At 57.4% G+C, this 22,617-nt stretch carries 19 protein-coding genes and 1 pseudogene; 8 read left to right on the top strand and 12 right to left on the bottom strand.

The window, feature by feature from the left end; translation table 11 throughout:
- From EHN06_RS01475 to EHN06_RS01440, 8 genes are all read right to left on the bottom strand, one after another.
- A complete protein-coding gene (locus tag EHN06_RS01475; protein ID WP_127329522.1) occupies positions 1 to 864 on the bottom strand; it encodes a branched-chain amino acid ABC transporter permease in 864 nt (287 codons plus the stop codon).
- 161 nt (positions 865 to 1,025) lie between these two features.
- Positions 1,026 to 2,693, bottom strand: coding sequence for a long-chain fatty acid--CoA ligase (locus tag EHN06_RS01470; RefSeq protein ID WP_127329520.1), 1,668 nt, complete (start codon positions 2,691 to 2,693; stop codon positions 1,026 to 1,028).
- A gap of 22 nt (positions 2,694 to 2,715) precedes the next feature.
- On the bottom strand, positions 2,716 to 3,495 hold the full coding sequence (gene surE, locus EHN06_RS01465) for a 5'/3'-nucleotidase SurE (protein ID WP_127329518.1): 780 nt from the start codon (positions 3,493 to 3,495) through the stop codon (positions 2,716 to 2,718).
- Positions 3,492 to 4,556, bottom strand: a complete 1,065-nt coding sequence (locus tag EHN06_RS01460; RefSeq protein ID WP_127334307.1) for a phosphotransferase — start codon at positions 4,554 to 4,556, stop codon at positions 3,492 to 3,494. Before EHN06_RS01460 ends, surE begins: the two co-directional genes overlap by 4 nt.
- A gap of 170 nt (positions 4,557 to 4,726) precedes the next feature.
- Positions 4,727 to 5,494 (bottom strand): SDR family NAD(P)-dependent oxidoreductase, encoded by a 768-nt coding sequence (locus EHN06_RS01455; RefSeq protein WP_127329516.1) that lies wholly within the window; start codon positions 5,492 to 5,494, stop codon positions 4,727 to 4,729.
- An 88-nt stretch (positions 5,495 to 5,582) separates the two neighbouring features.
- Positions 5,583 to 6,785: an acyl-CoA dehydrogenase family protein gene (locus EHN06_RS01450; RefSeq protein ID WP_127329514.1), complete on the bottom strand. Its 1,203-nt coding sequence runs from the start codon at positions 6,783 to 6,785 to the stop codon at positions 5,583 to 5,585.
- An 80-nt stretch (positions 6,786 to 6,865) separates the two neighbouring features.
- The gene (locus EHN06_RS01445) at positions 6,866 to 7,306 is read right to left on the bottom strand and encodes a PaaI family thioesterase (protein WP_127329512.1); all 441 of its coding nucleotides are present in this window, start codon (positions 7,304 to 7,306) and stop codon (positions 6,866 to 6,868) included.
- A complete protein-coding gene (locus EHN06_RS01440; protein ID WP_127329510.1) occupies positions 7,306 to 8,100 on the bottom strand; it encodes an SDR family NAD(P)-dependent oxidoreductase in 795 nt (264 codons plus the stop codon). Before EHN06_RS01440 ends, EHN06_RS01445 begins: the two co-directional genes overlap by 1 nt.
- Before the next feature lie 141 nt (positions 8,101 to 8,241).
- Between EHN06_RS01440 and EHN06_RS01435 the strand changes: the two genes are divergently transcribed.
- The 6 genes from EHN06_RS01435 to EHN06_RS21340 all read left to right on the top strand — a co-directional run bounded on the left by EHN06_RS01435 (position 8,242) and on the right by EHN06_RS21340 (position 14,958).
- A complete protein-coding gene (locus EHN06_RS01435; RefSeq protein ID WP_127329508.1) occupies positions 8,242 to 9,828 on the top strand; it encodes a class I adenylate-forming enzyme family protein in 1,587 nt (528 codons plus the stop codon).
- Positions 9,829 to 10,023: 195 nt separating this feature from the next.
- Positions 10,024 to 11,070, top strand: coding sequence for a TRAP transporter substrate-binding protein DctP (gene dctP, locus EHN06_RS01430; RefSeq protein WP_127329506.1), 1,047 nt, complete (start codon positions 10,024 to 10,026; stop codon positions 11,068 to 11,070).
- 82 nt (positions 11,071 to 11,152) lie between these two features.
- Positions 11,153 to 11,701 carry a TRAP transporter small permease subunit gene (locus EHN06_RS01425; RefSeq protein ID WP_127329504.1) on the top strand — a complete coding sequence of 183 codons (549 nt, stop codon included), beginning with the start codon at positions 11,153 to 11,155 and terminating at the stop codon, positions 11,699 to 11,701.
- A complete protein-coding gene (locus tag EHN06_RS01420) occupies positions 11,698 to 13,008 on the top strand; it encodes a TRAP transporter large permease (RefSeq protein ID WP_127329502.1) in 1,311 nt (436 codons plus the stop codon). The genes EHN06_RS01425 and EHN06_RS01420 overlap by 4 nt, the downstream gene beginning before the upstream one ends.
- Positions 13,009 to 13,093: 85 nt before the next feature.
- Positions 13,094 to 14,080 carry a hypothetical protein gene (locus EHN06_RS21345; protein WP_228257384.1) on the top strand — a complete coding sequence of 329 codons (987 nt, stop codon included), beginning with the start codon at positions 13,094 to 13,096 and terminating at the stop codon, positions 14,078 to 14,080.
- Positions 14,029 to 14,958 (top strand): methyl-accepting chemotaxis protein, encoded by a 930-nt coding sequence (locus tag EHN06_RS21340; protein ID WP_228257383.1) that lies wholly within the window; start codon positions 14,029 to 14,031, stop codon positions 14,956 to 14,958. Before EHN06_RS21345 ends, EHN06_RS21340 begins: the two co-directional genes overlap by 52 nt.
- Before the next feature lie 111 nt (positions 14,959 to 15,069).
- Here EHN06_RS21340 and EHN06_RS01410 read toward each other — a convergent pair whose 3' ends face one another.
- From EHN06_RS01410 to EHN06_RS01400, 3 genes and pseudogenes are all read right to left on the bottom strand, one after another.
- A complete protein-coding gene (locus tag EHN06_RS01410) occupies positions 15,070 to 16,452 on the bottom strand; it encodes a sodium-dependent transporter (protein WP_127329500.1) in 1,383 nt (460 codons plus the stop codon).
- 164 nt (positions 16,453 to 16,616) lie between these two features.
- Positions 16,617 to 18,182, bottom strand: a complete 1,566-nt coding sequence (locus EHN06_RS01405) for a PAS domain-containing methyl-accepting chemotaxis protein (RefSeq protein ID WP_127329498.1) — start codon at positions 18,180 to 18,182, stop codon at positions 16,617 to 16,619.
- A gap of 149 nt (positions 18,183 to 18,331) precedes the next feature.
- Positions 18,332 to 19,200, bottom strand: a pseudogene (locus EHN06_RS01400) (carboxylate/amino acid/amine transporter).
- Positions 19,201 to 19,385: 185 nt separating this feature from the next.
- Between EHN06_RS01400 and EHN06_RS01395 the strand changes: the two are divergent.
- Positions 19,386 to 20,771 carry an MATE family efflux transporter gene (locus EHN06_RS01395; RefSeq protein WP_127329496.1) on the top strand — a complete coding sequence of 462 codons (1,386 nt, stop codon included), beginning with the start codon at positions 19,386 to 19,388 and terminating at the stop codon, positions 20,769 to 20,771.
- 41 nt (positions 20,772 to 20,812) lie between these two features.
- Here EHN06_RS01395 and EHN06_RS01390 read toward each other — a convergent pair whose 3' ends face one another.
- Positions 20,813 to 21,502 (bottom strand): DUF6901 family protein, encoded by a 690-nt coding sequence (locus EHN06_RS01390; RefSeq protein WP_127329494.1) that lies wholly within the window; start codon positions 21,500 to 21,502, stop codon positions 20,813 to 20,815.
- A 330-nt stretch (positions 21,503 to 21,832) separates the two neighbouring features.
- Between EHN06_RS01390 and EHN06_RS01385 the strand changes: the two genes are divergently transcribed.
- Complete coding sequence (locus tag EHN06_RS01385) at positions 21,833 to 22,615, top strand: sensor histidine kinase (RefSeq protein WP_228257382.1); 783 nt, start codon at positions 21,833 to 21,835, stop codon at positions 22,613 to 22,615.
- Positions 22,616 to 22,617: the final 2 nt, after the last annotated feature.

Below are 22,617 nucleotides of genomic sequence, written 5' to 3'. Positions count from 1 at the left end.
TCAGTGCGCCCCCTTCGCGAACAGGCCTTGTGGACGAATGGACAGGATCAGCACCAGCAGACCGAAGGCGATGATGTCCTTATAGGATGTGGAGATGTAGAACCCCCCGAGCGCCTCGGCGAAGCCGATAATCATACCGCCGACGATGGCACCGGGAATGCTGCCCATGCCGCCGAGGATGATGATCACGAAGGCTTTCATGATGACCAGGTGGCCCATGGCGGGGTACACCAGGTTGATCGGCGCATAGAGAGTCGCGGCAAACGCGGCCAGCACCCCTGAAATGGCAAAGGTCATCATCGCCACACGGTTGGCATCAATCCCTACCAGGAAGGCACCGTCCCGGCTCTGGGCCATGGCGATGATGGTCGCACCGGTCATGGTCTTGCGCAGAAACAATTGCAGGGCCACCACCAGCACAAATGCGCCGGCAATAATCAGCAGCCGCTGTTCAGGAATAATCAACCCGTCGAAATTCAGGATGCCGGTAAACGGCGAAGACATGCGGCGGAAATCCGAGCCCCAAAACATCTGCACCACCGCTTCTAGGAACAACAGGATGCCTATAGCAGCGATCTTGTCATGGATCGGCGGCGAGTGCCTCAGGGGGTGGAACACCAGTCGCTCACACAGTACCGCCAGGATGGCGACCACAATGGCGGAACCAGCCATGGCAACCCAGTAATGCACTCCCAGATCCACCATAAAGAAGTAGGACATGAAAGCGCCGACCATATACAGCGCACCGTGTGCGAAGTTCGGGATATGGAGTATCCCGTAGACCAGGGTCAGCCCCAGGGCTACGAGACCGTAGATACTCCCCAGGGTTAACCCGTTGATGATTTGTTGAAAGAAAAGGTTCAAGTGTGCTCCTCCGCTGTTTTGTTGTTGTAGCGAGTTATGCGGTTTTGGGCAGGGCCTTGCGGCCCTGCACCAGCATTATGAGACAATTACACCGAACGTCTCGGATGTCAATATTTAGAATTTCATTCCGCTTAGCGAAACATGATGCAAAGTAAAGCCCATCAGGCCTTGCTCTTCCACTCCTCTTCCTGCAGCGCACGCCACATCAGCTTGCCCGTGGGTGACTTTGGCAGCTCATCCAAAAACTCAATGATTTCAGGCACCTTGTAAGCCGCCATTTGCTCCTTACACCAGCTGACAATGTCCGCTTCGGTGGTCTTTCCGTCCGCATCCGGGGTCAGAACAATGCAGGCCTTTACGGTTTCTCCGCGCTTGGGGTGCGGCGAGGAAATGATGCACACCTCGTGGATCGCCGGATGCCGGTACATCAACCCTTCCACCTCCGAAGGCCAGACCTTGAAACCGGAAGCATTGATCATCCGCTTGACCCGATCCACCATGAAGAAGTAGCCATCTTCGTCGTAGTAGGCGAGATCGCCGGTACGGAAGAAGCGCTTGCCGTCTATTTCCACAAAGGCTGCCTCGGTCTCGGCCGGACGATTCCAGTATCCCAGGGTCACCTGGGGGCCGTTGGAGACAATCTCACCAACCTCACCCGGGCCTTTCTCTTCCAGGGTCTCCACATCAATAATGCGGCTGTCGACATCGAATACCGGGATGCCCAGGCACTGGGGCTTGGGGTGGTCCGGCGGATTGATATGGGTAGCGGCCATGGTTTCCGACAGCCCATAGCCCTCGATGTAGTCCAGCCCCGTCATGGTCTTGAGTTTGGCGGCCACCGCTTCCGGCATCGCCGCACCACCGCCGCCGATGGTGTTCAGGCTGCTCAGGTCATACTTACCAATGTCCGGATTAGACAGGAAATCCACCGCCATGGTGACTATGTTGGTCCAGCCGGTGACCTGGTAACGCTCGATCAGCCGGGCGGCAGTGGTACGGTCCCAGCGCGTCATGATGACGGTGGTTGAACCGCTGTAGATGGGACCATTCATAGATCCGGTCATGCCGGTGACGTGGAAAAACGGCAAGGTAGCCAACTGTACGGTGTTGGCCGTACTCAGATTCCAGAACGCACGATGCACGGCGGTGGCCATGACACTGCGATGGGTGTGCATGCAACCCTTGGGCGCGCCAGTGGTGCCAGAGCTGTAGGGAATCACCGCCAGGTCGTCCGGACCGGCCGTGTGCGCCGTCGGTTTATGGTCCGCGGCCAGCGCCTGCTCCCAGGTCACAACACCCGGAACCTCTTTGGACCAGGCTGGGGCGGCCACTTCCGCCGGCAGCTCCAGGTCAGTGTCCGGATCGATGTATGTATTGTAGGAAGCAACCACGATCTGGTTCAGGTCCGTGCTGTCCAGCAGCGGCGCGATAAACCCTGCCAGTTCCTGACCGGCGAGGCACACACTCGCGCCGGTATCGGCAATATAGTGCTCCAGTTCGGCAGCCCGGTTCATCGGGTTGACCGGAATCACCACGGCATCGGCGCGCAGGATCGCGTAGTAGGCAATCACATACTGGGGCGAGTTCTGCATGTAAAGCAGCACACGGTCACCCTTTTTAACGCCTTGGGCCTGCAAGTAGCCGGCCATCGCTTCCACTTCAGTCAACAGCTGGCGGTAGCTCATGGGCGCGTCGTAATAGATGATAGCCGTATGGTTCGGGTACCGAAGGGCGGAAATTTCCAGGTTGGTGAAAACGCTGGTGTCTGGCAACGTCAAGGATTTCGGTAATTCTTTTGGCCAGACTTGGTGATGGCGTGTAAATGTCATTGTTGTGATCCCCTCATACAAATCAGTGGGCCGCCGTAGCGGCCAGCTCAAATACCTCGGAGCCACCGGGCAAGGCTTCCGAATGACGCAACGGTGTTATGGCAATGGCTTTTTCACGCAGCACAGTGACATCTTCATCCGGCGTCCGGATGTGCCGGGAGCTGCGATCAAACCCCAGCCACCAGTAAGGCAGGCTGCGGGCATCCCGCCCCGCCAGCAGGCGGGGACGCTGAATTGAACCGGTGGACTGGCGACACCACCGGGCCTGTCGAATCGCATCGGCGTTGCAAGCCGGAAAGTTCACATTCCAGGCGCGGCTGTCGCCGGGTTGCCAGAGCTTGCGGACAACCTGTTCACCGAAGACCGCCACCGGCGACCAGTCCACACCCTCACGACTCAGGAAGGCCTGACTCAGGGCGATGGCGGGTATACCCATGTGCTCGGCACTGAGCACTGCACCCACGGTTCCGGAGTACTGCACTGAGTCACTGATGTTGGCGCCACAGTTCACCCCGGACAGCACCAGGTCCGGCGGGGTCTCCCCGAACCACTGGGCCAACGAATACAACACACAATCGGCCGGTGTGCCGGACACGGCGTAACGGTTCTCACCTTTTTCATACACCCGCAGCGGATCGTGGATGGAAATGCTCTGACCGGCGCCACTGCGATCATGCTCCGGTGCCACCACCCAGACCTCTTCCGCCAGGTTGCGGGCGATACGCTCGAGAATCGCCAGGCCCGGAGCGTTGATGCCATCGTCGTTGGTAATCAGAACGCGACGGACGATAGATATGCTCATGACCGGTCTCCCTCACTGGCAATTTTCCAGCCCACCTCCGCCAGCTGGCTTGCGCGCTTACCCACTTGCAGGGCATCGGCATTGGCGGCATTACCTTGCAGCGCGCGGGCGTAAACGCCCTGAACAATCGCCGCCAGACGGAATAGCGAGAACGCCAGGTACACATGCCAGTCGGCGATACCATCACGGCCGGTCTGTTTGCAGTAACGGGCAATGGTTTCCTGCTCATCGGGAATGCCCAGTGCCTCCAGGTCTTCCCCCAGCAAACCACGGGAGCCTTCCATATCCGACGGCAGGTGGTACGGCAGACAGTAGTACGCCAGGTCCGCCAGCGGGTGGCCAAGCGTCGAAAGTTCCCAGTCAAGAATGGCGATAACGTCCGGCTCGTCCGGGGCCAGCATCAGATTACCGAAGCGATAATCGCCATGGGCAATGGCACACTCATCGGTAGACGGCAGGTTCTCCGGCAACCACTCCATGAGTTTATCCATGGCGGGCATATCGTCGGTCTTGGACGCCAGATACTGTTTCGTCCACCGGGCAACCTGCCTGGCGACATAGCCCTCCGGGCGACCAAAATCACTGAGTCCGACGGCGTTCACATCTACAGAGTGCAATGCAGCCAACGTATCGATGGCCGATATGTGCGCAGGCATCCGTTCCCGACGGTCCAGCGCCCGCAGCGCCGGATGGCTGACAATCCGGCCTTCGAGAAAATCCATAACGTAAAATGGCGTGCCGATGATGCCGATGTCTTCACACAGGACTCTGGTGGCAGGCACCGGCACGTCGGTGTGTTCGGAAAGAGCCCGCATGACTTTGTATTCCCGCTCTACCATGTGAGCGGATGGCAGCGTTTTTCCGGGCGGCTTTTTGCGCAGCACGTATTGACCGCTGTCAGTATCCAGTAGAAACGTGGGATTGGACTGCCCACCCTGGAACTGCTTTACGCCCAGCGTTGTCCCAAAGTCCGGAATGGCTTGCTGAAGCCAGGCCAGGAGTTTGGCTTCATCGAATTTGTGGGCTGGCAGGACGTCTACCAGTTCAGGGTTCATGCTCATCTTTACTGTTGCCTTCATTTATTACGTATCGGCCCGGTAATGGGGGCAGCGGCAGGCAGGTGGGGGTGTCTTTGCTCCGGGAAAAAGAACTCGCTTCGCTCAGACACCTTTGTTCCCTGCACAAAGACACCCCCACCCACCTGCCTCGGCATACTATCGGTGATGCCTGCTTAACAAATCGTTTCGCCGCCGTCGGCGACAATAACCTGTCCGGTGATATAGGCGCTGGCCTTGGTGGACAGGAAAACGGCCAGGCCGGCGATATCGACCGGATCGCCGATTCTGCGCAGCGGGGTTTTGTCCTCGGCGCGCTTTACGCGGACCGGGTCTTCCCAGAGAGCCTTGGCGAAGTCAGTCTTGATCAGGCCGGGGGCAATGCTGTTAACACGGATGCCTTTTGGGCCCCATTCCACCGCCAGGTTACGCGCCAGAGCTGCTTCTGCTGCCTTGGAGACGCCGTAGGTACCGATGGTGGTGTTGCCGCGGATACCGGCAATGCTGGAGAGCAGTACAACAGCCCCCTCGCCTTTTTCCGCCATCTGCGGAAGCACCATATTGGTCAGCCAGAAGGTGCCTTTGACGTTGGTGTCCATGATCTTGTCCCAGGCGTCGTCGGTCATTTCGGCGGTGGTGCCATAGACCGGGTTGGTGGCAGCATTGCACACCAGTACGTCGATGGACCCCCAGGCTTCGTTGGTCTTGTCCACCAAGTTTTGCAGGTCTTCTTTCTTGCCCACGTGACAGGGAATGGCGATGGCCTCATAGCCCTGCTCTTTCAGCTCGTTGGCGACCTGTTCACAGGCGTCGGCCTTGCGGCTGGAAATCACGACTTTGGCGCCCAGGCGGGCCATTTCTTCGGCGATGGAACGGCCGATGCCTTTGGTGGAACCGGTGATTAAAGCGACCTTACCGGTCATATCAAAAAGCGGGTTAGTCATAACATGATCCTCATACTCAAAACTTTGGGATCGAGCGGGAAGGCCCCTTCCCGACCGTTCAATCCCCCGGAGTACCGGGCTGAAAAAATTACCGGTACTGCTTCAGTTCAAGCTTGGCCACCGAATCCAGATGCACCTCATCAGGGCCGTCCGCCAGCCGCAGGGTCCGCACCTTGGCCCAGGCTTCCGCCAGGAAGGTGTCCTGGGACACACCGGCGCCACCGTGAACCTGAATTGCACGGTCAATGACCTTCAGCGCCATGCTCGGCGCAATCACCTTGATCATCGCAATTTCCTGACGGGCCACCTTGTTACCGACGGTGTCCATCATGTGCGCCGCCTTCAGCGTCAACAACCGCGCCTGCTCAATCTCGATGCGACTGCGGGCGATGTCCTTGCGGATGGAATCGAAGCTGGACAGCGGCTTGCCGAAGGCTTCGCGGGCATTGGCACGCTGGCACATCAGCTCCAGCGCGCGCTCGGCAACGCCAATGGTACGCATGCAATGGTGAATTCGGCCCGGCCCAAGGCGGCCCTGGGCGATTTCAAAACCACGGCCCTCACCCAGCAGAATGTTCTCCACCGGCACCCGCACGTTGTCATAGTGAATCTCGGCATGGCCGTGAGGCGCATGGTCGTAACCAAACACCGTCAGCGGGCGAATCATCTTCACGCCCGGGGTGTCCAGCGGCACCAGGACCATGGACTGCTGCTTGTGCTTCTCGGCATCCGGATTGGTCTTACCCATAACAATGGCAATCTTGGAGGTGGTGGTCATGGCACCGGAAGACCACCACTTGCGGCCGTTGATCACATACTCATCGCCTTCGCGGCGGATTTCACAGGCGATATTGGTGGCATCGGAAGAAGCCACGTCCGGCTCGGTCATGGAGAAACAGGAACGTATTTCGCCATTGAGCAACGGCTTCAGCCACTTGTCCTGCTGTTCTTTATTACCGTAGCGGGCAATGGTTTCCATATTGCCGGTGTCTGGCGCGGAACAGTTGAACACTTCTGGAGCCATGGCCGAACGGCCCATGACTTCGCACAGGTGCGCGTACTCGTAGTTGGTCAGACCGGCGCCGAACTCGCTTTCCGGCAGGAACAGGTTCCACAGACCGGCAGCCCTGGCCTTGACCTTCAGTTCCTCAATGATCGGCACGGGAGCCCAACGGTTCTCCGCCTGCTCGACCTGCTCATGGTGCTTGTGTTCATTCGGATAGATATGCTCATCCATGAATTCGTTCAGCTGCGCCTGCAGCTTCTTCGCCTTGTCAGACAGTTCAAACATGTCCGCTACCTCTCATTGTCGTTGGTTCGGTAAACTGGTGTACTTCAGGCCAGTCGCTGGTGTTTCCGTATTCACGGGTTTCAGACCGGCACCCCTTCAGGGCCCTCACTGCCGGAACGGATACGGAAGGTACCTTCCCCCATGGCCAGCAGGTTGCCTTTGTCGTCATGGATCTCGCAGCTACTGTTGAAAATGCGGGAACCACCGGCACGCTTGCGTCCGGTCGCACGGATTACGCCACCAGAACACTGTCCGGTGAAGGTGGTGGTCATGGTCAGGGTCAGCGCCTTGCGGCGCCGTCCCGGATAGGGACAGTAGGTGCCCGCGTCAGCCATCACGATATCCATCAGGGAGCTCAGCACCCCTCCGTGAATGACGCCCGCCAGGTTCAGGTGCTCAGGCCGGACCTCAAGTTCGATAACGGTCTCGCCATCCACCCAGGACACATGGTGATATCCCAGCAGATTGTGAAAGCCCGGCAGGTCTTTGGCACTGGTAATAAGGTGCTGCTGGTTATTCATCAGACTTTCATTCCCGGCAGGTTAAGAGAAGCGGTGTTACCACCATCCACGGGCAGTGCCTGACCGGTAATGTAGCTGGCATCGTCACTGGCCAGAAACAGGATGGCCGCCGCGATTTCCTCCGGTGCACCGTAGCGGCGCAGCTCGCAACGGGAGCCCAGCTTGTGAGCCTTCTCATTAGCGCGGGCATAGTCGAAAACCGCCTGGGTCATCCCGGTTTCTACCAGCCCCGGACACACGGCATTCACGCGGACATTATCCGTTCCCAGATCACAGGCAGCCGTCATGGTGAGGTTGATAACCCCCGCCTTGGACGCACTGTAGGCATTACCACCGGCACCGGAACGGATACCTGCCACGGAGGCGGTATTCACGATTGATCCCAGCTTCCGGGCCTGCATATGGGGCGCCACATGCTTGATAAACAGCATGGTGCCGATCAGGTTTACCGACAGGACTTTCTCCCATTCATCGCGATCATTCCCGGTGATACCCGGGTGACCACCGCCGGTACTGGCAATACCGGCGACATTACACAGCACGTCAATCCGGCCGAAGGTGGCAATCGTTTCCTCAACCAGTGATCTGACCTGATCTTCGTCGGCCACATCTCCGATACGGCGCAGAATTTCAGCACTTTCAGGAATGAGGCTTTCGGTATCCAGCAAGCCCGCTTCGGAGCGATCCATCATCACAACCTGTGCCCCTTCGCGGGCCAGTCTGACGGCGGTGGCCCTGCCGATGCCGCTACCCGCCCCGGTGACGATGGCTACTCGATTATCGAAACGCCCCATGCCGATGCTCCTTTTTTGTGGTTTGTTGCGTCGTCATAAAATTCATCTTGACTGTAATTTGTCACGCCACCCGCTTTTGAGTCAATATATTCGGAAGTTAATTTCACTAGATAAAACACAATAACACCGAGAGGCGGAAAAATGAAAAGCACACAGCACATGCCTGTCTACGCTCCTGTTGACTCCGAGGAAACCATGGAAGCCCTCGGCCACCGTATCCAGCAGCTGGCGACGGAGCGCCCGGACCATATCGCACTCATTGATGGCGAGACTCAGCTCAGTTGGCGGAAGCTGGTGGAGCGCGCCAACCGCATTGCCAACCGGTTGAGGTCCGCCGGACTGGAGCAGGGTGATGCCGTGGCAGGGTTATCGGAAAACAGCATCGACTACGTCGCGCTGTACCTGGGCACTTTGGTGGCCGGCGGCTGCATGGTGCCGCTTTCAGGCATGGCCAGCGGTGACAGCCTGGCGTTGATGCTGGAAGATTGCGGTGCCCGCTTCCTGTTTGTATCCGAAAAGAATGCCTCGCTGTTTGCAGACGTCGCCGACAAACTCGACACTCTCGGCCCCGATCAGTGCATCGGACTGGATGGTCGTGGCCCGGGGATGAGCCAGGATCTTGAGTCCTGGCTGGGCGATATCGACGCCAGGCCCGACCCGGCGCCGGTGACCCTGGATGATCCGTTCAACGTCATTTACAGCTCCGGCACCACCGGTACTCCCAAGGGCATTCTTCACGACTACCGTTTCCGCCAGCGCCAGATGGTCCGTATGAGCCGCTTCGGACTGGACGGCGATGCCATTAACCTGGTCTCCACGCCGATGTATTCCAACACTACCCTGGTGTCCATGCTGCCCACTCTGTTCCACGGCGGCACCCTGGTACTCATGGCGAAATTTGATGCCCGGCGGTTCCTGGAACTGGCCGAACGCTACCGCGTGACCCACGCCATGTTGGTGCCGGTCCAATATCAGCGCATCCTGTCCGATCCGGAATTCGATCGCTTCGACCTGTCCTCGTTCCAGCTCAAGCTCTGCACCAGCGCGCCCCTGGGAGCGAACGTCATCAGGGAAGCCATGAAGCGCTGGCCTGGCAACATCCGGGAGGTGTACGGACTGACCGAAGGCGGCATTTCCACCAGCCTGGACTGCGCCGCCCATCCAGATAAATGGGACTCGGTCGGGACACCAACAGAGGGCGCCGAAGTCCGGGTGATCGACGAGGACGGCAACGAGTTGCCTCAGGGCGAAACCGGCGAGATCGTGGGCCGCGCCATCTCGATGATGCGGGGGTATATCAACCGCGAAGAACAAACCCGAGAGATGCTCTGGACCAGTCCCGAAGGTCTGGCGTTCTATCGCAGCGGTGATATGGGGCGCATCGACGAAGACGGCTTTGTCTACATTCTGGACCGCCGCAAGGACATGATTATCTCCGGCGGGTTCAACATCTATGCCGTGGATCTGGAAAAGGTGCTGCAGGCCCACCCCGCTGTCGCCGATGTTGCGGTGATTGGCATTCCCAGCGAGCAATGGGGGGAGACACCACTGGGGCTGGTCGTGCGCAAGCCCGGCCACACGGAGGATGAAGCAGAGATCCTGGACTGGGCCAACGGGCAACTGGGCAAGACCCAACGACTGGCGGCCATTGAGTTCCGCCCGGAACTGCCCCGCTCCACCATCGGCAAGGTGCTGAAGCGGGAACTGCGGGAACCCTACTGGTCTTGAACCAGTGATGTCGCGCGTTAACCACGATGAGCTCCTCCATGAACTAAACTTTGGTAATCGATGTCGACGACTATCCTATTGCAAAAAACAAAGTGTGTGATAGATTCAGGCACACGGATTCATTCTGCAGTCATTAGTTCTGCAGAGCGAAATTACGAACAGGACGTCCAACACAATAATGATCGAGGTCCAACTATGAAAATGCTAACCACCGCCAGAAAAAACCTGACCGTATACGGCTCCGCCCTGGCTCTCGGCCTGGCCGCCGCCCTGTCCAGCGCCCCGGTTACCGCCGAGGAAACCTACACCTGGAAGGTCCAGTCCCACTGGCCGGGCTCCAGTAGTTCCTATGAAGACAGCCTGGTTCGCCTCAAGAATATTATTGAAGAGCGCACCGATGGCCGCCTGGAACTGGAGCTGTACGAAGCCGGCTCACTGTTCAAGGCCAAGGAAATCTTCAACGCTGTCAGCCGGGGCATTCTGGAAATGGGTACCATTTCCCCGGCCTATGCCCAGGACAAGATTTCCCTCGCCGGTATCGCTTCCGGCCTGCCATTCGCCTTCCGTAACGTCTGGGAAGCCGCCTATTTCCACCAGGGCCTGGGCTTCGAGCAGATGCTTCGCGATGAGGCCGCCAAGCATGGCGTTTATTGGGCAACCGACAAGGTCTACCCCACCGAGATGGTGGTTAAGCAGCCGATCAAAAGCTGGGATGACTTCACCAAACTGAAAATCCGCTCTTCCGGGGCACTGCAGACCTTCCTGACCGAAGCCGGTGCCGCCGCATCCTACATCCCGGGTGGTGAGCTCTACACCGCGCTGGACTCGGGCATTGTCGACGGTGCCCACTGGGGCGCTTCCCAGGGCGCCTTCTCCATGGGTCTGTATGAAGTGGCCAAGCACCACGTACAGCCGGCTCTGAACATTGCCGGCACCGACGTCATCATTGTCAGCCAGAAGGCCCTGGACAAGCTGCCAGAAGACATGCAGAAGATCGTCAAGCAGGCGCTGGCTGAGCAGTTCTGGTTCCGAACCAATGAGTACCTGTACAAGGAACGCATCACTCTGGCCAAGGCCATTAACGAACACGGCGTGCAGGTCAACACCCTGCCGGATGATGTGCAGGATCGCCTGACCCAGACCGCCCAGAGCCTGTGGGATGAGGAAGGCAAACGCAGCGACAACGCCAAGAAGGCGCTGGAGATGCTGAAAGACTACCTGTCGGAGCTGGGTTACCTGTAAGCGCCTGACACCTGAAACCGGCCGGGCCAGTTCATTCTGGCCCGGCCTTGCTTATGAACTCACCGTTTCCCGGAGAATACCAATGGGTGTGCTGACTGCATTCATGCGAGGGGTAACCCGCCTCAATGATGTTATCGGGCGCGGGATAGCGCTAATCGTTTTCGCCATGTTCGCGTTCCTGATCATGGAAGTGGCCTTCCGCTATCTGTTCAACTCACCCACCGTGTGGACCAACGAACTGACCCAGATGCTGTTCGGCATCTACGCGGTCATGTCGGGTGGTTACATCATGGCCCATCGTGGCCATGTGAATGTCGATCTGCTGCATTCGCACCTGCCACCTCGCGGTCAGGCCATCCTCGACATTCTGACCTCGGTGGTCTTTTTCATCTTTACGCTGGCGCTGTTGTACTTCGGCTACGATATGGCGAGCGAATCCATCGCCAGCTGGGAAACCTCCTATTCCGCCTGGAACCCGCCTATCTGGCCCGTGAAGGCAGCCATTCCACTGGGCACTGGATTACTGGTTCTGCAAGGCATCGTCAAATTACTGGAAGACATCGCAGTGGCCTTCAACCTCAGTTACTACACCCCCGAACCCCAGGAAGACGAGAAAGGAGAGGCACTGTGAGCATTGAAGTCCTGACCCTGCTTTTCTTCGGCTCCCTGCTGTTTTTCCTGCTGCTCGGCCTGCCGCTGGCCTTTGTGCTGGGCGGCGTATCCGTGGTCTTCCTGTATTTCACCTGGGGATTCGATTCCTTCTACATGGTGTCCTCGCAGATCTGGGGCACGATGGAAAGCTTCACCCTGGTGGCGATCCCCCTGTTCGTGTTCATGGCGATGATCCTGGAGCGAACCGGGGTCGCCAAGGATCTGTACCGCATGATGCACCTCTGGTGCGGTGGCCTGAGGGGTGGTCTTGCCATCGGTACTCTCGGTATCTGTGCGGTATTTGCTGCCATGGTCGGTATCAGTGGCGCGGCAGTGGTCGCCATGGGTACCATCGCACTGCCGTCCATGCTGGAACGGGGTTATGACAAGAAGATGGCCCTGGGTGTGATCAACACCGGCGGCGGCTGGGGCATACTGATTCCCCCCAGCATCCTGATGATTCTTTATGCCCTGATCACCGGCGTATCCGTGGGCAAGATGTTTGCCGCCGGCATCATGCCGGGTATTCTGCTGATGGTGCTGACCGCCATCTATATCCTGGTGCGCAGCCACCTGCAGCCCGAACTGGCACCCGCCCTGCCCAAAGAAGAGCGCGGCACCTGGCCAGAGAAGCTTCGGGCCCTGCGAGCGGTGCTGCTGCCCATCGGCGTTGTGGTCATGGTGCTGGGCTCCATTATCGGCGGCATCACCACACCCACCGAAGCCGCCGCCATGGGTGTGCTCGGCGCGCTGATTTCCGCGGCTGTGTACAGGCAGCTCAAGTGGAGCATCCTGCAGGAAGCGGCGGTCCGGACCTTCAAGCTTACCGGCATGATCATGTGGATCCTGTTCGCGGCCCACGCCTTTAGCGCCGCCTATCAGAGCATGGGTGCCCAGGACCTGATCGAGAGCCTGATGAACATGATTCCCGGCGGGCCCTGGGGCATCATCATCGCCATGATGGTCATCATTTTCTTCCTGGCCATGGTGCTGGACCCGGTCGGCATCATGCTGATCACCCTGCCGGTGTTCATGCCGATTGTGGAATCCCTGGGGTTCGATCCGATCTGGTTCGGCATCCTGTTCGTGATCAACATGGAAATCGGCTACATGACACCGCCGTTCGGTTTCAACCTGTTCTACCTGAAGGGCGTGGTGCCACCGAGCATCACCATGAAGGATATCTACTCTTCGATCATTCCCTTCGTCATCGTCGAAATTGTCGGCATTATTCTGATCATGATATTCCCGGAAATCGCCACCTACCTGCCGGATCTGTTCTTCTGAGCTGATCCGGCTCATCACCGCCCCTGAGGACTCCCTTGGGGGCGGACACCTTTATCAATAAAAACAACAGTCTCAGGGAGCATATATGCAGTTGCTGACCCGACTCTACGCCAATCTTCCGATTGGCCTTAAGCTGGCCTCCGGCTTTGCCATTCTCATTGTCCTGTCCGTTGCCCTGGGCCTGATCGGTATTGGAGCATTGGACACGTACGGCGACAGTGCAACAAACGCTGCCAAAACCAGTGCCATTGAAAGAGCCATTCTCGCTGCACGAACCGAGGAGAAAAACCTTCTGCTCCGCGGCGACACCGGGTTCGCCGAGAAAGCCCAACTCAGTCTGGAAACAGCGGAAAAGACCGCCACGAAGCTCGCCGACAGCGCCGGGCCAGCAGACCCTCGTCAGACGGAGCTCCTGGCCGCGATCATTGAGGGCACCCGTCGCTACTCTGACCTGCTGACGGAAGTCAGCGAGGTATTGGCGCAAACCGAAAATGCCAGAGAGCAGCTCACCCTGAATGGCCGCATCCTGGAAGCGCAAATGAATGCGGAAGATCGACTCTATCTGGCGTCTGCGATCTTCAAACAAATGAGACGGGATGAGCGGGCATATCTGCAAACGGGAAATCCCGATGCCCTGACCCAGTTCAACAACCGGCTGGAGCGGGCCCAAGCCTCCATTCGCTCCTCTTCCCTGAATCAGGACGAAAAAGACAAGGTAAACGAACTATTTGACGCCTACGCCAGTTCCTTCCTGGCCTTTGCCGAGCACACCAAACTCACCGATATCCTGGAACAGGAGATGGTGACCACCGCCCGCCAAAGCCTGGAAGCCAGCAATACCCTCCAGCAACAACAAGTAACTGCAATGAGAGGCGAACGACAGCAGGCCCGCCTGATCATGGCGGCTTCTACCGTCACCATCATCCTCCTTGGACTACTTATGGCCTGGCTGTTGACCCGCCTTATCACCAGACCGATTCGCGAGGCGGTGATCACGGCCCAGCGTGTTGCGCGGGGGAATTGCGTGCCGACGTTCATAGCAATCACAACGATGAGACGGGGCAATTACTGAACGCACTCGGCACCATGATCGTCAACCTGCGCGAATTGGTTAACCGCATCAACAGTAACGCAAACGAAATTGCCTCCTCGTCGACCCAACTGTCATCCGTCACTGAACAGAACAGTCGGGGTATGACGGAGCAGCTGGACCAGACCGACCAGGTCGCCACGGCGATGAACGAGATGGTAGCCACCGTTGGCGAAGTCGCTCTCAGCGCGGAAGAAGCGTCGACTGCCGCAACCGATGCCAGTGACAAAGCCAGCACCGGGGAGCGGGCAGTGGAGGAAACCCTGACCCTGGTTACCGATATGAACCAGCAGGTCGAACAGGTCACGGCACGTCTGGGGACTCTGCAGGAAGACACCCGTAACATCGGCACCGTGCTGGACGTCATCAAATCCGTGGCGGAACAAACCAACCTCCTGGCTCTGAACGCCGCCATTGAAGCCGCCCGCGCCGGTGAACAGGGCCGCGGGTTTGCCGTGGTTGCCGATGAGGTTAGATCACTGGCACAGCGCACCCAGAGTTCCGCACAGGAAATTGAGGGACTGATTACCAACCTGGTGAACAGCGCAGAAGAAACCGGCATTGTGATGGAAAGTAGCGCACGCCTGGCAGGTCAGACGCTGGACAGCGCTCATTCAACGGGTAAAGCCATTCAGCAAATCACCCTCGCCGTCGACAATATTACTCGCCTGAACCAGCAAATCGCCACAGCTGCAGAGCAGCAAACCTCCGTCGCGGAGGACATCAACCGGAGCGTCACCGCCATCCGCGACGTCAGTGACCGAACGGCTGCCTCGACAGATCAGGTATCGAGCGCCAGTGCCGAACTGGCGAATCTGAGCGCGGGTCTGCGTCAGCATGTTGCGCGCTTTGAAGTGTAGCATCCATTTTATGGATGCCCCCCTACACCAGGATCCGGCAGCAAATAACACTCCGGACACCGGCCAGGAAGGGGAAACAAGAGGGCAGGCCGGCTGGCCTGCCCTCTTGTCTTACGCCGTCAGGTTGTAAACAAACACAACGGCCACCGCAATCGGTGTCACAAAACGGATCAGATTATACCAGAGGGCAAAGCTGCCACTCTCCAGCGCCAGATCCGCCTTCAGGGACTCTTTCGCGACAAACCAGCCAACAAATACCGCCGTCAGCAGGCCGGACAACGGCAGCATGACGTTAGCGGTAAAGAAATCCAGCAAGTCGAAGATGGTTTTGCCTTCAAAGCGCTCGAACATACCCAGCGGCGCAAAACCAGACCACTCGTTAAGGGACAGTATCGAAGCGATACCCAGCAGCCAACAGGCAACGCCGACCAGGATAGCACTACCCACACGGCCCATGGACAACTTTTCCTCGACCCATTCAACCACCGGTTCCAGCAAGGAGATTCCGGACGTCCACGCTGCGAACAGAAGCAGCACAAAGAACAACGTCCCAAACAGGCTACCCAAGGGCATCTGACCAAACGCCAGAGGCAGGGTCTGGAAGATCAGGCCGGGGCCGGCACCGGCTTCCAGGCCATTGGCAAACACCACCGGGAAGATGGCCAGACCGGCCAGTAGCGCGACCACCGTGTCCATGATGGATACGGTCACGGCAGTTCGGCCAATGGAAACGTCACGGCTGAGATAGGAACCGTAAGCCATCATGATCGCCATACCCAGACTCAGAGTAAAGAAGGCATGCCCCAGGGCTATCAGTACGCCATTGACGGTCAGTGCACTGAAATCGGGGGTGAACAGGAAGCTCACTGCCTGGCCAAAGCCGTCGGTCGTTGCCGCATAACCAACCGCCAGAAGCAACAGCACAAACAGCGCCGGCATCAGGATAGTGACCGCCCGCTCAAGACCGGACTTGAGGCCACGCGCGACCACAAAAATAATCAACGCCATGAACAGGGTGTGCCATGCCAGCAACAGAGCGGGACTGGCGAGCAGATCACCGAATAGTGCGCCAATGGCATCCGCATCCTGGCCGGTAAAATCACCGGTGGCTGCGTGACCGATATAGGAAGCAGCCCAGCCGCCAATCACGGAATAGAAGGAAAGAATAATGAAGGCCGCCAGCACACCGACAATCGCCGAAACACGCCAGGCTGGCGAACTGAGATTACGTTCCGCCACCAATCGCATACTGGTCACCGGGTTATGGCGACCGTTACGACCGATGAATACTTCCGCCATCATGATGGGAATACCGATGATGGCGATACACAACAGATAAACCAGTACGAAGGCACCACCACCATTCTCACCGGTCACATACGGGAACTTCCAGATATTACCAAGGCCAACGGCAGAACCGGTCGCGGCCAGAATAAAGGCCAGCCGTGAAGACCACATGCCACGTGGGGCTGCAGCCGGATTATTGTCAGTCATGTTTTCATCCTGTGCTTTTGGCTGAGGAATCATTTTATTTGGATTTGCCGGAGACAGCCTCCGGCAATTGGGGCAGGATTTTGCCAGTAGTCGCAGGTGGATGCCAGTTAACCGGGGCGCAGCACATGACAGCTCGACGCGCCCGGTATGCTAACCAACCGTTTTTACTTTACAAAGCGTGACACCAGGTCTTTCAATCCGTGTGACATTTCACTCAGTTTTGTACTGCTGCCCTGGGCGGAGTTGGCCTGCTCGGTGCTGTTATCCGCCAGTTCCGCGATGCTCACAATCTGACGATTGATCTCATCCGATACGTGGCTTTGCTCTTCAAAGGCCGCGGACATGCTGATAAAGCTGTCGGAAATGTTCTGGATGGCCGACACAATGTCCCGCAATGAGGTTTCTGCCTCGCGGACTTTTGCCAACCCCTGGCCAGCCACTTCCTCACCATCACGGGTTGCAGATACCGCCTGTTCAACCTGTTGGCGGAAATCGTCAATGACTTCCTGGATCTTCACGGTCGACTCCCGGGTCCGACTGGCCAGGGTGCGGACTTCATCCGCTACCACCGCAAAGCCCCGCCCTTGCTCTCCGGCACGGGCTGCCTCGATCGCCGCATTAAGTGCCAGCAAATTGGTCTGGTCTGCAATGTCGGAGATCAGATTGGCGGCTTCCCCGATGCTGTTGGTGGATTCGCCCAGTCGGCCGATCACCTCACCGATACCGTTAACCCGCGTCACCAGTTGCTCAATGGCTTCGAGCGCCTCCTCACTACGCTTGCTGCCCGAGGCGGCAAAGCTATTGGCTTCCTCAGCATCGCGGGCATTAGCGTTAACCGTTTCCGCGACTTCCTGAATGGAAGCAGTCATTTCGTTGATTGCAGACGCCGTCTGGTCGGTTTCCGCGCGCTGCCGGGCGATGGCCTTGGCACCCTCAGTGATGTATCCATGGGATGCTTCGGCCTGCGCCGACAATAGTTCCGCCTGATCCTCAATACGGGCCAATGCGGTGCGAATACGAGCGTCTTCGCTCAGCAATACCATCGAAAGCTGGGAGAACAGGCCACTCTCGTCACTGTATGTCCGGGCCACCACGGGATCACGGAACGCATCCGCGCGAAGCTTCAGAATCTGATTCAAACGACCGGTCACGGATTTGAAAACAAACGTCGCCCCGATGGCGTGGCCAGCAACGATCATGGCAGCAGCCAGTGCTTTTTCACCCATGGCCAATGCACCCAGGCTCAACGCCAGGGACAGCAAAAATGGCCAGCCGGACTTGAGTATGGAAACGATCCGGCTCTGAATGCCAACAATGGAACGTCCCGCGTTGATGCGCTTGTACAGATTCTCTGCGCGGCTGACCTGTTCCCGGGTCGGGGGAACACGAACCGATTCGTAACCCACAACCTGTCCATTCACACTAATCGGTGTAACGTAAGCACTCACCCAGTAATGGTCACCGGACTGGGCTCGGTTCTTTACCACCCCCATCCAGGCCTTGCCAGCTTTCAGGTAATCCCACATACCCTTGAATACGGCCTGCGGCATATCCGGATGGCGAATGATGTTGTGGGCCTGACCAACCAGCTCCTCGCGGCTAAAACCGCTGATCTCGGCAAATTCATCGTTGCAGTAGGTGATAACCCCTTTCAGGTCAGTGGTGGTGATCAGGCGACCGCCCTCACGCATTCTCACTTCCCTTTGGGTAACCGGCAGGTTTTTTCTCATATCGACATCCGTCTATTTAGGCGCTTTGGCAGCAGTTTTTAACCAGATAGTTGCAAGGTAGATTAGTATCACAGCTCTACCAAAGGCTACTACCATTGTCTGGTTACCAATGTTATCGGCCAGTAACGGAAAACTTTTAGTTCGAAAGTTCACGTAATAGCGAGACGGGCCCGGGGATGAAAGCGGGCGTTGAGCCACAGGGAAGCCGCAATCACAGCGCCCCCGAGGGCCAGCCGCATCAGGTCAGCATCCCGGTTCCAGATCAACAGGTTAACCAGCAATCCCGCTGGTACCAGCGCGTTGTTCATGATCGCCAGAGTGCCTGCGTCAACATGACACCCCCCCGGTTCCACAGAAACAGGCCAACACCGGAGGCCGCCAGCCCCAGCCACGCGAGAATGCCCCATTGCAGACCGGTTTCCGGCAGCCGGCTGCTGTCGCCAAAAATCAGGAATGAGGGCAATGCAATGAGCAGTGCACCGAAGAAGAAATACCCGAAAGTACGGAAAGCGGGAATCTCAGACGGGTAATGACGCATGACATGCTTGTAGCCCACCTGCCCGGCGGCAAACGTAAAGTTGGCCACCTGCAACAGCAGGAAGCCGGTAATGAAATCCTGACTCAAGCCATCGTAGCGAATAATACCGGCACCCAGCGTAGCCACGGCGGCGGCCAGCAAAGCCACGGGCGAAAACCGGCGAAACATGGCATCATCAATCAGAGTGACATACAACGGCGTAAAGATTGTGAACAGCAATACTTCCGGCACCGTGAGATAGCTGAAAGACCGGTAGAGACACAGGTAGGTAATGCCAAACTGCAGCATGCCGGTCACCAGGATACCCAGTTTCTGGCCTGTAGCGACACCGCGCCAACGGGTAAACGGCAGGAACACCAGAGCCGCCAGCAGAACCCGCGTTAATACGGCGAAGTCACTGTCGACCTGACCAGCGAGAAACTCACCGATCAGGCTGAAAGAGAATGCCCAGAGAACCGTTACAAAGACCAGAAGACCCATAAACCCGACGCCAGTTGTTCAGAAAAGCGGCACTTTACCGCTTCGCTCCCGGGGCTGTACAGCCATGCACGACCATTCGCCTATACCGGAAAAGCGGTATGCCGGTGACGACGCTGTTCGGTTACCATGCCCACTGACACAACACCGGTTCAACCTCCCAAACCGTCAAGGCAGCATCACACCCCATGGACGAGACCCATCAGCCCCTACCCGCCAGCCGACAACCACTGATCCAGCGGACTCTCACTGAGTGGCGAACCCTGGCAATACTGGGCGGGCCGATTCTGATCGCGCAACTGGCACAGATGGCCAATGGCGTGATTGATACCGTCATGGCGGGTCATGCCAGTGCCGAAGACCTGGCGGCAGTGGGTATCGGCAGCAGCCTCTGGATGCCGTTGTTCCTGTTTTTCATGGGATTGCTGGGCGCCCTGCAGCCCATCATTTCCGGCTACAACGGCGCCCGCACCACCGACAGGATCATGCCCGCCACGTGGCAGGGGCTCTACATTGCTGCCGCCGGCTCGGTGGTGATGATCCTGCTACTGACCCACGTGCATCCCGTTCTGGACCGACTCAACCTGGAACCCCATACCGCCAGCATCACCCAGGGCTATCTCGACGCCTTTGCCTGGGGTGTGCCGGCCCTGTTGCTGATGACCGCCTTGCGGGGACTGACCGATGGTCTGGGACATACCCGTGTGATTATGGCCTTTGCGGTCTTGAGCACCCTGCTCAACCTGCCACTGAATTACATCTTCATCTATGGCAAGCTGGGGCTGCCAGCCATGGGGGGCGTGGGCTGTGGTTGGGCCACTTCGTTATCCAACGGTGTCGCCGCCATTGCGTTGCTGGTGTATCTGAACCGCAGCGAAGTGTACCGGCGTTTTCACCTGCTCGCCGACCGGGTAAAACCGGATCCCGCGGGCATTCGCTACATCCTGAAAATCGGCGTGCCTATTGGCTTCACGATTTTTGTCGAAGCCAGCCTGTTCTCCGTCATCGCCCTTTTCCTGGCACCACTGGGCCCGGTGGTGGTCGCTGGCCATCAGATTGCCCTCAACGTGGTGTCCCTGGTGTTCATGCTACCGCTGAGTATTGGCATGGCCCTGACGCTCAGGGTCAGCTTCCTTGTCGGTGCGCGGGCGCCTGACACTGCACGATTGATTTCCCGCAGCTCACTGATCCTCGCAGCGACCGTTGCGCTGGTGTTTGCCACCCTGTTGTTCACCTTTGCGGAGCAGATTGCCGCACTGTACACCAGCGATACTGCGGTCAGGGAGGTGACGGTCAGTCTGCTGATGTTCGCGGCACTGTTCCAGATTGCCGACGTCATTCAGGTCACCTGTATCAGTGCCCTGCGGGGCTATAAGGACACCGGCATTCCCATGTTTATCATGCTGTTTTCGTTCTGGCTGGTGGGGTTGCCATTGGGCTACGCGCTGACCTTTACCGACTGGCTGGTACCGGCCATGGGAGCGGCGGGGTTCTGGGTGGGGCTCACGGGCGGGCTGACATCCGCCAGCATCCTGCTGGGATTGCGACTGTTTTTCTACGCTCCGAAAGCCTAACTATCTGAAAGCAGGACTAAGCCACATGCTCAATCTCTCATTTAAGCATTAGACAAAAACTCACTGAAGCTTTCATCCAGTTCGCCCTCGTATTGCTCCAGAGCGTAACCAACGTCGGCAGCCAGCAAATCCAACAGAACGAAACTGTTAACTCCTGCATCCTCGCTTTGACTCGCTCTGAGTCGTTGACTCATTCCGAGATTCAATTGCCGCAAGTCCGCATATATCCGGCGCAGACCCTGTAGGCTCCAATCCGCTTTTTTGTTGTGCTGATCCCGCAGATATTGCCCCAACAAATAGGTGCTAAAAGCACGGACTACCGTTTCTTCAGGGGAACTGAGGGGGAGGTGGTGTCTGGCCATTGGTCGAAGGATGGCTGTCACCGGACAGCCCGAGAAAGGTCCAATCAACCCCAGCAACGATCCCATTGCACGCTGCAGGGTTGTTTCCGCGCGGACTTCACGGCCACGCACGTTTACAGAAACAGATACCGGTTCGTGGGAAGGTCTGTCAGCGGTAGCCCTGGCCGGCTCCAGGAGCGCCAATGCGTATGGACAGTACCTTACTTCATCCGTTGATAATGGGCAGTGACTACACTGGCAAAATCCCAGACGCGTCCACTCGGGAAGCTCAGCACTGCGTTTATGGCGCTCAACCTCCATGGCCACTTCGCATCGCCACTCACTGCCATCACTGAACTCAAACCGATATTGCACATTGTTGCCAGGCATATAGCCTCCTCTGTTAGAAGCAAACATCCCACGCCTGAGCGCAAACCAAAACCTCTTTATGAATTAATTAACTTAATTCCTTAATCCAGATACCAAAAATAACGTTGTTACTATTTCATAGGCTCTATACTTGAATCAGTTCACATTTTCGCAAAACAACTTTCAAAATGGGTTCATCCGTCTCACCTTGGCTGGTCTTGCGCACTGCATAACAGTATTGGAATCGAACAGGCTCAGTATATGCCAAAAACAGGACATTCCGCACCGGAACAGGAAAAGCTGAACGAGAGGCTGGAGCAGGCAAATCGCCAGCTGCTGCAATCAGAGAAAATGGCAGCCATCGGGCAACTGGCCGCCGGCGTAGCCCATGAAATAAACAACCCCGTCGGCTATGTTTACTCAAACCTCCAAAGCCTGGAATCCTATCTTTCAGATTTATTTCGGCTCACCGATGCGGTGGATTCCGCTGCGTCTATCGACGACTTGAGGGCAATCAAACAGAACATTGACTACGATTTCCTCCGGGATGACCTGAACGATTTGCTGGCGGAATCCCGGGAAGGTATCGAGCGGGTTAAAACCATCATCTCCGCCATGAAAGACTTTTCTCACATTGAGGAGGAGGAGTTCAAGCCTGCCGATCTTCACCGTGGCATCGAAACCACGCTGAACCTGGTGAATAACGAGTTGAAGTACAAGGCTGAGATTATCAAGGAGTTTACCGACATCCCGGAGGTGGAGTGCATCATCTCGCAAATCAATCAGGTAGTGATGAATCTGCTGATCAATGCGGCGCATGCTATTGATGATTTTGGGCGCATTACGATCAGAACCCGTCATCAGCAAGATAAGGTAGTCGTCGAAGTTGAGGATACAGGCAAGGGTATTACGCAAGATAATCTCAACCGAATTTTCGAGCCCTTCTTCACAACCAAGCCGATTGGCAAAGGCACAGGACTTGGTCTCTCCCTCTCGTTCAATATCATCGAAAAGCACAACGGGCGCATTGACGTTCACAGCGTTCCCGGTGAAGGCACCTGTTTCAGGATCACGCTTCCAGCGTCACAGCTCCAGCGCACGACCGATGGTAAAACGGATCACGGAAGAGTCTGATC

The organism is Marinobacter sp. NP-4(2019) (genome assembly GCF_003994855.1).
Lineage (GTDB): Bacteria > Pseudomonadota > Gammaproteobacteria > Pseudomonadales > Oleiphilaceae > Marinobacter.
Note: the sequence above shows the minus strand (reverse complement) of the source record. Positions and strands in the feature narration are given on the sequence as shown.